Here is a 9,793-nt window from a genome sequence, read left to right on the forward strand (position 1 = left end):
CACTGGGGGGTTTCACAAAAACTGCGAGAGTTTCATTTGGAAATTTCTTTTTAATACGCAAACCTCCCACTACATCAATATCAAAAATAACATGTTTTCCTCCAGCCCAAATGCGCTCTACTTCGGTTTTTAATGTTCCGTAGAAATTATCGCGGTAGACTTCTTCCCATTCTAAAAAGTCATCATTTTTTATGTGTTGTTTAAACTCCTTAAAACTCATAAAATAATAGTGTTCTCCATGTTTTTCTTCTCCACGTGGTTCTCTGGATGTAGCAGAAATTGAAAATGCCAAATTCAAGTCTTTTTGAGCTAAAAGATGTTGGACAATAGTTGTTTTACCAGATCCGGAAGGAGCTGAGAATACAATAAGCTTTCCTTTTCCTTCCATTATAACACGTTTAACAGTTGTTCTTTTATTTTTTCTAGCTCGTCTTTCATTTGTACCACCAGTTGTTGCATAGCGGCATAATTTGATTTTGACCCTATAGTATTTATTTCACGACCAATTTCCTGTGTGATAAAACCTAATTTTTTTCCATTTGAATCGGGTGAATGCAAGGCTTCTGAAAAATAATTTAAGTGGTTTTCCAAGCGAACTTTTTCCTCAGTAATGTCATATTTCTCTAAATAATAAACAAGCTCTTGTTCAAAACGGTTTTCGTCTACTTGTTCTTTTAAATCGTTGATTGCTTTTCTAAGACGTTCTTTTACCCCTTGAATACGCTCTGGATCCATTGCAATTACTTTTTGCAATATCTCAGAAATGTTTTTGATTCTAAGGATGAAATCTTTTTTTAGGATTTCACCTTCATCACTCCGATAAGTTAAAATTTCATTGAGTGCTTCTTCAAGTGTTTCTGTAATTTGATGGAACTCTTCTTCATCAATTTCCTCACGTTCAGTTTTAAGAGCATCGGGCATGCGCATCGCGATTTTTAGCAACTCGGTACGATCACCGTTTACTACCATACTGAGTTGTTTAATGTATTCTTCCACAACAGGCATATTTACTTGAGAAGAAGTTTCTTCTCCTGAAAGTTCAATATAGAGGTTGAAGTCAACTTTTCCGCGCTCCAGCTTGTTAGCGATCATTGTGCGCATTTGCAGCTCTTTTTCACGGTAGGCTGAAGGAATTCGGGCGTTTAAATCGAGATTTTTACTGTTGAGTGATTTTATTTCAATAGTAATTTTTTTGTTGGGAAGTTGTTTGATTGCTTTCCCAAAGCCTGTCATGGATTGTATCATTGCTTTTAATTAAGATTTTGCAAAGGTAGTTAAATTGACTTAAAGGGTTTTGATAAAGTCGAGGGTACGCTTTTCGTTATAGTACAGGTTGTTTTTGTCAAAAAACCCAACGTGACCACCGTATTTTGGTGTTTCTAAATAGATGTATTTATGGTTTTCAGCAAACTTGTATGGCAAACAAGCTGGAGAAAGAAAACTATCGTTTTGTGCGTTGAGTATTAATACAGGAATTTTTATATCAGGTAAAAACTGTAAGCTGCTGTTTTTGCGGTAATAATCATAGGCATCTTTAAACCCATGTGCTTTTGAAGTGTAAACCATGTCAAAATCCAGTAAGCTTTTAATTTCTTTCCACTTATTTTCCGAAAATTCATTAGGAAACATCGCTGCTTTTTCTTTTATTTTTTTGCGTAAGCTTTTTAAGAAATAACGAGCATAAATACTATTGGAAAACTTGTTTAATTCTTCAAGTGATTGGTCGAGCATTAAAGGAGTTGAGACCACGACAGCTTTTTTAATCTCTTGTGGAACGAAAGGTCTCTCTCCTAAATATTTTAAGATTAAATTTCCTCCTAAACTAAACCCGTTTAATATAATATTGGTATAGTTGTAGTTTTTTAGAATGTGATGGAGCACATCTTCAAGGTCTTCTGTTGCACCGGCAGTATATGACCTAAAAAGTCTGTTGGGTTCACCACTACACCCCCTTAGATTAATGGCTACCGTATCCCAGCTGTTTTTATTTAAATGGCTTGCCACACCTTTCATATAAGGTCGTTGTGCATTGCCTTCTAAACCGTGAATTAAAATAGCAAGTTGATGACTTTTATTTTTTGAATAACTCCAGTCGATGTCTAAAAAGTCACCGTCCTTTAAGTGAATGCGTTCCCGTAATTGTTGAACAGAAGGTGCAACTCTAAGCTTTGAAGAATATATAGTTGAAAAGTGACCACTCTTAAAAAGTAGAGAAGGCTTATATGCTGATTTTACTAAAGGCATTATAATTAAATTAGTCACGTTTGCTATGCGTGCACAGTAAAATTAAGTAAGTTTGTAAAAATTTTACGCAATGTACATTAAAGAATTCGAAATAAGATGGAGTGATATAGATGCCAACCGACATTTAGCAAATAGTGCCTACATTAATTTTATGAGCCACACACGAATGGGGTTTTTAATGGACAACGGATTGGGACAGCGTGAAATGTTGCATTACAACATCGGTCCGGTAGTTTTTTATGAGCACATTTATTATTTTAAAGAAGTTTTTGTGGGAAAACCCATTACTGTTTCTCTTCAATTAAAAGGGCTGTCTGAAGACGGAATGTATTTTGAATTCTTACATAATTTTTATGATTCACACGGAAAAAATTTTGCCTCTTGTGAAATTATGGGAGGGTGGATTGATATGAAAGAACGTAAACTCACTGCACTTCCTGAAGATCTTTTAGGTAGATTAATTACTCTTGAAAGAACTTCAGATTTTAAAACTCTAACAAAAGAAGACACCAGAAAACACGGAAAATCACCTCAACATTTAGGCTAATTCTTTAGGCTTTCTTGAACTCATATATACACCTGTAAAAATTAAAATTGCTGCAATAATTCTAATAGGAGTCAAGAAGTCTGCTCCAACAATTACAGCAAAAATTACGGCTATCACCGGTTGTAAATAAATAAAAGCACCAATAGTAGAAGCTTTTAACTCCTTTAGTGCATAGATGTTAAACAAATAGGTTAAAAAGGTGGTTCCTACCACCACAAAAGCCATTTTAAAAATAACATCCATAGGCAAGGCATTCCATTCAACTTTTGTAAACTCATTAAAACCTATTGGTAGGTTAATGATAACTGCAAATAAAAATAACCATTTCATTAAGGTGATTGAACTGTATTTTGCTGTGAGGGGTTTTGCCAAAATCAAATAAATTGAATAGGCTGTTGCATTGATGATAAACAGCAGGTTTCCCAGTGGAATATTAGGAGCATTGAATTGTTCTTTTTCACCAAACAATATTAGCATAAGACCCCCGGCAAGACCAATTACAATTCCTGATGTTTTAAGTAATGTGATTTTTTCTTTGATTAGTATGGCCGAAAGCACCAAAAGCAACACCGGCGAAAGTGTAATAATGACTGAACTATTTATAGGAGTAGATAGACTAAGGCCTTTAAAAAACATTAACATATTGATGGACATTCCAAATATGGCACAAATAAAAAGGCGTTTCCAATCTTTAGGGTCAACTTTTTCATTAGGAAAGGCCAATGAAATCAACCAAAATAAAATTGCAGCACCACCCACCCGAAGCACTATAAACCCGTAAGGTTCAATATGCTGTGGCATTAAATCTTTGGCAATACTGTGGTTAATGCCATAAATTGTACCGGCTGCAGTTGCAGCCAAAAGCGCCAGACTACGACTGTTCATCAAGAGCAGTTTTTGCAGCCTCAATTGTTTTTGAAGCATTTCCGATAAAAATTTGATTTTCTAAAACAAGGACCGGTCTTTTTAAAAAAGTGTAATGCTCCAGAATTAAATTTTTATAATCGTTTTCAGAGAGCTTCTTGTTTTTTAGATCTCGCTGCTTGTACAACTGGGCTCTTTTACTGAACAATGATTCATAAGTACCCGAAAGTGATTTCATAACTTCCAGTTCTTTTTCAGTAATCGTATTTTTTTTAATATCACGCAAGTCTGTTTTGGAATCTAATGGCAAGGCTTCCATTATTCGTTTACAGGTAGAACATGTTGATAAATAATAAAAGGTTTTCAAAACTACATATTTTATAAAGTTACAAAATTAGCGATACTTTATATATTGTTCAACTTCACTGATTGGAATATTTAAAATAATGGGGCCTTCGGCATAGCTGGCAATTTCATATTGGTTGTAATGTAGAATCATTTCAGTTTCAGTAAAACCAATGGTTTCAGGTAGGTGAAACGTGTTGTTTTCAAACCAAAAACCTGTTGAATTAATGCTTCTGTTATGATCAATGCCATATATTTCTCTGAATTTTAATTCACAATATTCCAGCAAAGCTTTTTCATTTAAAAACAATTGAGAATTATCAAGATACGCTCCAGTTTGTGCATCAAAATTCAAAAAAGTACTCCCATTATAGCCATGTGCACCTCCAGTAAACAAGTAGTAATTTACTTCTGTTGATAAAAAGACTTCTGACTGATAAAGTAGCCTCATAAAAAGATCAACATCATAGGAGATAAAAGAGTTTCCGAAATCTCTTTGATATTTTTTAAAGTCATTTATAAAGTATATCAAAGACTCTTGAATGTTTTGGAATTCAATAGAATTGTCGTTTCCGGCAATAATTTTATTAATGAGGACATCTACAATTTTTAAATTTACTGATTTTGATTTTTTGTCATTCTCAACTGCTTCAAGATATTTGATATTTATTGTTGGACAACTTGAATTTGTACATAAATCAAAATCTTCTTGTGTGAGCGTTTTAGTATTAAAATGTAATGGTTTTTCAAAAGAACAACCACTTACTAAAACCACAGCAAGTAGTAGTGGGATTATTTTGTTCATAAAAACGACTTGTTAACAGTGGCTAAAGATACATTTTGATTTAAAATTGACCATATTATCAACTACATTTGTATGTATTTTTTTGAATTAAAAAGTCAGTTTTATGAAGTTCAACACAAAAACTATTCACGGCGGCCTGCTCAATGTTGACCCTGCTTATGGCTCTGTAATGCCACCCATTTATCAAACCAGTACTTATTCTCAATCCACTCCCGGCGGGCATAAGGGTTTTCAATATTCCAGAAGTGCTAATCCCACCAGAACTGCACTTGAAAATTCTTTAGCCAGTATTGAAAATGGCAAATATGGGTTGGCGTTTGGTTCTGGACTAGCAGCTATTGACGCTGTGCTGAAACTTTTAAAACCCGGTGACGAAGTGGTTTCTACAAATGATTTGTATGGAGGAAGCTATCGTCTTTTTAAAAACATATTTGAAAAGTTTGGAATTAAATTTCATTTTGTGAATATGCAAGATGTTTCTCATATTGAAAACTATATCAATGAAAACACCCGCTTGCTTTGGATTGAAACACCCACCAACCCAATGTTGAATATCATCGATATAAGTGCTTGTTCAAAAATTGCCAAGAAATACAATATTCTTTTAGCAGTTGATAACACTTTTGCAACAGCTTATTTACAAACACCCCTGGATTTAGGTGCAGATATTGTAATGCATTCTGCAACTAAATACTTAGGTGGGCATAGTGATGTAATTATGGGATCATTAGTGGTAAAAGATGAAAATCTTGCAGAACAACTGTATTTTATTCAAAATGCAAGTGGAGCTATTTGTGGACCTCAAGATAGTTTTTTGGTTCTAAGAGGCATTAAAACTCTTCATTTAAGAATGCAGCGTCATTGTGAAAATGGAAAAGCTATCGCTGAATATTTAGCAAGTCATGCCAAGATTGAAAATGTTTACTGGCCGGGTTTACCTTCACATCCAAATCATGAAATTGCCAAAAAACAAATGAACAATTTTGGCGGAATGGTTTCATTTACAACAAAAGGAAATGTGATGACAGACGCCATAAAATTTGTGGAAAAACTTAAAATATTTACACTTGCTGAATCATTGGGTGGTGTGGAGTCATTAGCTGGTCACCCTGCAAGCATGACTCATGCATCCATTCCAAAAAAGGAACGGGAAAAAGCCGGAATAGTAGATTCATTAATCAGGTTGAGTGTTGGTATTGAAGATCAGGAAGATTTAATTGCAGATTTAAAACAGGCATTGGGCTAATCCAGGTATAAAACATAGCCAATGTTTAACCAATAAATCCAGTCATTAGCCTTATTTTCCGGCACATCTGGGTTTAAACCCTCTACCCAATTTGAAAAATAATACTGCCAGCGACCATCAAGCATTAAATCACTCATTCTGGTAAGTTTATATCTAAAACCTAAACTCCAAACTACAGACCAAGTTGTTCCCGGTTTTGTACTTCGAGCATCTTCTCCATATTTGTCAGGATAAAGAGACTCATTAAACGCGGGTTCAAACACAGTATAATTATCAGGACTAAAATTAACCCAATGAGCACCGAGGCTAACAAATGGGGCGATTTTATAACTTCCTGCAACAAAATCGCGAATACTTAAAGGAAAATATTCTAATTGTGACCCAATATCAAACACAGATGTTGAGCCTCTCATACCTCTGAGTTGCCTTGCAGTAAGTGACGTTTTTGAAGGGTCAACCCATCTTCCAAAGTGTTCAAATTTGGAAGTGTGATAAGATAGTTCTGTTCTAACTTTAAAATGGTCATTAAAATAAGTGTCACGTGTATAACAATTACAGTCTGCACGGTAGGCAAAATTCATGTAATGAATCAGCCCAACACCATAACCAACGTTTTTCATATTGGTTTCAATGTTATTTCGTTGTCCATAATCAGAATAGAAAATAACAGGACCTGTAATGACACCTACTTCATGAGAAAAACCAAACTGAGAGAATGACTTCTGGCTGAAGAAGACTGAAAGGATAATAACCAAAACAAAATAGTTGGTTTTCATATTGGTATTGATTAACTTGAGACTGAACAAATATATAAAAACAAATTTAAGTAAGAAGATATTTAAAAAACAGTAATATATGATTATTATCAAAAACTAATTACTTCATTTCCTTTATATTTGCATTCAAATTAACGAAATCGTTTACGCAAAATTATTCAAGATGACAGAAAGTATTAAAAATTTTGTTGCTTCAGTTGAAAAATCTAATCCTAATGAGCCTGAATTCCTTCAGGCAGTTAGAGAAGTAGCAGAAACAGTAATCCCATTTATCGAAGAAAATAAAAAATACCAAGGCAAAAAACTACTTGAACGTATGGTTGAGCCAGAGCGTGTTATTATTTTTAGAGTTCCCTGGACAGCAGATAATGGTGAAATAATGATCAATAAGGCATTTAGAGTCCAGTTCAACTCAGCAATTGGACCCTACAAAGGAGGAATGCGTTTTCACCCATCTGTAAACCTAAGTGTACTAAAATTTCTTGGTTTTGAACAAACATTTAAAAATGCATTAACTACTCTTCCAATGGGTGGCGGAAAAGGCGGATCTGACTTCGATCCAAAAGGAAAATCAGATGCTGAGGTGATGCGCTTTTGTCAAAGTTTAATGACAGAATTAAGCAAATTTATTGGTCCAAATACTGATGTACCTGCAGGTGATATTGGCGTTGGTGCCCGTGAAATAGGTTTTATGTTTGGCCAATACAAACGTTTAAGAGATGAATTTACAGGGGTTTTAACCGGAAAAGGAATTTCTTACGGAGGCTCTTTAATGCGCCCAGAGGCAACAGGCTATGGTAATGTTTATTTTGCGCAAAGTATGCTGCAAACAAAAGGTGAGAGTTTTGATGGAAAAACTGTTGTAATTTCCGGTTCTGGAAACGTGGCACAATATGCTGCTGAAAAAGCAACCCAATTAGGAGGAAAAGTTATTTCACTTTCAGATTCAGGAGGATATATTGTTGATAATGATGGCATTGACAGCGAAAAACTTGCATTTATAATGGAGTTGAAAAATGAGAAAAGAGGAAGAATCAGTGAGTATGTTGATCAATATCCAAATGCAAAATATTACGATGGGAAAAGACCTTGGGGTGAAAAATGTGATATAGCATTGCCTTGTGCAACCCAAAATGAACTGAATGAGGACGAGGCAAAAACACTTGTAGAAAATGGTTGTATCTGTGTGGGAGAAGGAGCAAATATGCCAACCACACCCGAAGCAGTAGAAGTGTTTCAAAAAGCTAAAATTCTGTTCTCACCTGGAAAAGCATCTAATGCCGGAGGGGTTTCAACCTCAGGACTTGAAATGTCTCAAAACTCCCTGCGTTTAAATTGGACTGCAGAAGAAGTTGATGAAAAACTATTTAGAATTATGAGTGATATTCACGATGCTTGTGTAAAGTATGGCACGCGTGAAGACGGATATACTGATTATGTTAAAGGAGCAAACATCGCCGGTTTTGTTAAAGTAGCAGATGCTATGTTGGCACAAGGTGTTGTTTAGTTTTTTACTTAAAACTTTAAAAACCACCCTTTCAAAACGGGTGGTTTTTTTGTTATACTATACTGCAATATTTTCTATTTTAGTCTGTTAATTGATAAGTTGGTTACGAATTCTTTATGAAGAATATTTTTCCGTTACTATTTTTAATCTGTTCCTTAGGTTTGAATGCTCAAACATTCGAAAATCAATGGGCGGCCTTGTTTTCATACTCAAATGTAGTTGATTTGGCCGAAGGGAATGATAAGTTATTTGCAGCTTCAGAAAATGCGGTTTTTACCTATGATTTGATAACCTCTGAAATAAATACCATCACTACAATTCAAGGCCTTTCAGGTGAACTAATCTCAACAATTTATTACAGCGAAGGTTTTGATATAACAGCAATTGGCTATCAAAACGGGTTAATAGAACTAATACTTGAAGATGGCAGTGTTTTAAAAGTCATTGATATTTTGAATAAGCCTACGATTCCACCAAATAGAAAAAGAATCAATCATTTCAATGAATTTAATGGCAATTTATACATTTCAACTGACTATGGAATTTCAGTTTATGATCTCACTTCACTTGAGTTTGGTGACTCCTATTTTATAGGTGATTTAGGAACACAAACACGCATCAACCAAACAGCTGTTTTGGATGGATACATTTTTGCTGCAATGGGCAATAAAATTAAAAGAGCAGATGTAACTAACCCAGACCTTATAAATTTTGAAGAATGGCTTGATTACTATCCTTCAGGTATGGTTGGAATTCAAAGTTTTGGTGATTTTTTGTATGGAATAGATTTTAATGCACGCTTGCTTCAATTTGATAAAGGAAACGCAACAATTATAGCCAATTTCAATGAAGCTAATAAAAACATCTATACATCAGATAATTATTTAACAGTTACTTCAGAATCCCGCTCAACAGTGTTTGATTTGAATTTAGATCAAGTGACATCGGTAAATTCAATCATTGATTATGAAGATTATTCCTTGTCAAACTCTCTGGCATACAATGATAAGATTTATCTGGCAACCTCAGAATTTGGAGTACTTGAAGTGCCTTTTGGTTCAAATCAGGCAGCACAAATTTTACCAGACGGGCCACTACTTAATAACCCCTTTGCAATTGATGCAACCCCGGGTCAACTTTGGGTTGTTTTTGGTGAGGTAACACTCACATTCAATCCTTTTCCATTAAATGAAAGAGGTGTTAGTCAGTTCATTAATAACCAATGGGTAAATGTTCCTTATGACGAACTTTTTGGAGCAAAGTCGATTTCACATGTAAAAATAGACCCTAATAATCCATCAGAGGTTTATGCTAGTTCGATGAATGATGGCTTATTAAAGTTTGTTGACTCCATTCCAACTATACTGTTTGATGAAACTAACACCGCTTTAGAGCCCGGTTTTGTGACAGCCAATAATCCCGCCGGAAGTATCAGAGTTTTTGGTTCAGAATTTGATAA

10 protein-coding genes and 1 pseudogene are annotated in these 9,793 nt (G+C 34.7%); 4 read left to right on the forward strand and 7 right to left on the reverse strand.

Annotation, left to right across the window (positions count from 1 at the left end; genetic code table 11):
* The 3 genes from AACY61_RS03315 to AACY61_RS03325 form a co-directional block, all read right to left on the reverse strand.
* Positions 1 to 388 (reverse strand): guanylate kinase (locus AACY61_RS03315; protein WP_339610158.1); only part of this gene is annotated, 388 nt, incomplete at its 3' end.
* Positions 388 to 1,245 (reverse strand): YicC/YloC family endoribonuclease, encoded by an 858-nt coding sequence (locus tag AACY61_RS03320; protein ID WP_339610160.1) that lies wholly within the window; start codon positions 1,243 to 1,245, stop codon positions 388 to 390. The genes AACY61_RS03315 and AACY61_RS03320, both read right to left, overlap by 1 nt.
* Positions 1,246 to 1,284: 39 nt before the next feature.
* Positions 1,285 to 2,244, reverse strand: coding sequence for an alpha/beta fold hydrolase (locus AACY61_RS03325; protein ID WP_339610162.1), 960 nt, complete (start codon positions 2,242 to 2,244; stop codon positions 1,285 to 1,287).
* 70 nt (positions 2,245 to 2,314) lie between these two features.
* On the opposite strand from AACY61_RS03325, the gene AACY61_RS03330 reads away from it, so the two are divergent.
* Positions 2,315 to 2,791, forward strand: a complete 477-nt coding sequence (locus AACY61_RS03330; protein WP_339610164.1) for a thioesterase family protein — start codon at positions 2,315 to 2,317, stop codon at positions 2,789 to 2,791.
* Here the strand turns inward: AACY61_RS03330 and AACY61_RS03335 are convergent.
* From AACY61_RS03335 to AACY61_RS03345, 3 genes are read right to left on the reverse strand one after another with little or no spacing between them, the layout of a single operon-like run.
* On the reverse strand, positions 2,783 to 3,676 hold the full coding sequence (locus AACY61_RS03335) for a DMT family transporter (RefSeq protein ID WP_339610166.1): 894 nt from the start codon (positions 3,674 to 3,676) through the stop codon (positions 2,783 to 2,785). The two genes, AACY61_RS03330 and AACY61_RS03335, sit on opposite strands and share 9 nt — an antisense overlap.
* Positions 3,663 to 4,022, reverse strand: a complete 360-nt coding sequence (locus AACY61_RS03340; protein ID WP_339610168.1) for an ArsC/Spx/MgsR family protein — start codon at positions 4,020 to 4,022, stop codon at positions 3,663 to 3,665. The genes AACY61_RS03335 and AACY61_RS03340 overlap by 14 nt, the downstream gene beginning before the upstream one ends.
* Before the next feature lie 27 nt (positions 4,023 to 4,049).
* Positions 4,050 to 4,805, reverse strand: coding sequence for a DUF3298 domain-containing protein (locus tag AACY61_RS03345; RefSeq protein ID WP_339610170.1), 756 nt, complete (start codon positions 4,803 to 4,805; stop codon positions 4,050 to 4,052).
* 103 nt (positions 4,806 to 4,908) lie between these two features.
* Here AACY61_RS03345 and AACY61_RS03350 point away from each other — a divergent pair, with 103 nt between their 5' ends.
* Complete coding sequence (locus AACY61_RS03350; protein ID WP_339610172.1) at positions 4,909 to 6,051, forward strand: cystathionine gamma-synthase; 1,143 nt, start codon at positions 4,909 to 4,911, stop codon at positions 6,049 to 6,051.
* On the opposite strand, the gene AACY61_RS03355 is transcribed toward AACY61_RS03350, so the two are convergent.
* The gene (locus tag AACY61_RS03355) at positions 6,048 to 6,827 is read right to left on the reverse strand and encodes a glutamate dehydrogenase (RefSeq protein WP_339610174.1); all 780 of its coding nucleotides are present in this window, start codon (positions 6,825 to 6,827) and stop codon (positions 6,048 to 6,050) included. The two genes, AACY61_RS03350 and AACY61_RS03355, sit on opposite strands and share 4 nt — an antisense overlap.
* 163 nt (positions 6,828 to 6,990) lie before the next feature.
* Between AACY61_RS03355 and gdhA the strand changes: the two genes are divergently transcribed.
* Positions 6,991 to 8,334: an NADP-specific glutamate dehydrogenase gene (gene gdhA, locus AACY61_RS03360; RefSeq protein ID WP_339610176.1), complete on the forward strand. Its 1,344-nt coding sequence runs from the start codon at positions 6,991 to 6,993 to the stop codon at positions 8,332 to 8,334.
* 116 nt (positions 8,335 to 8,450) lie between these two features.
* A pseudogene (locus tag AACY61_RS03365) lies at positions 8,451 to 9,793 on the forward strand (ABC transporter substrate-binding protein); the annotation flags it as partial.

Origin of the sequence: uncultured Planktosalinus sp. (assembly GCF_963973675.1) — a bacterium.
Classification (GTDB): domain Bacteria; phylum Bacteroidota; class Bacteroidia; order Flavobacteriales; family Flavobacteriaceae; genus Planktosalinus.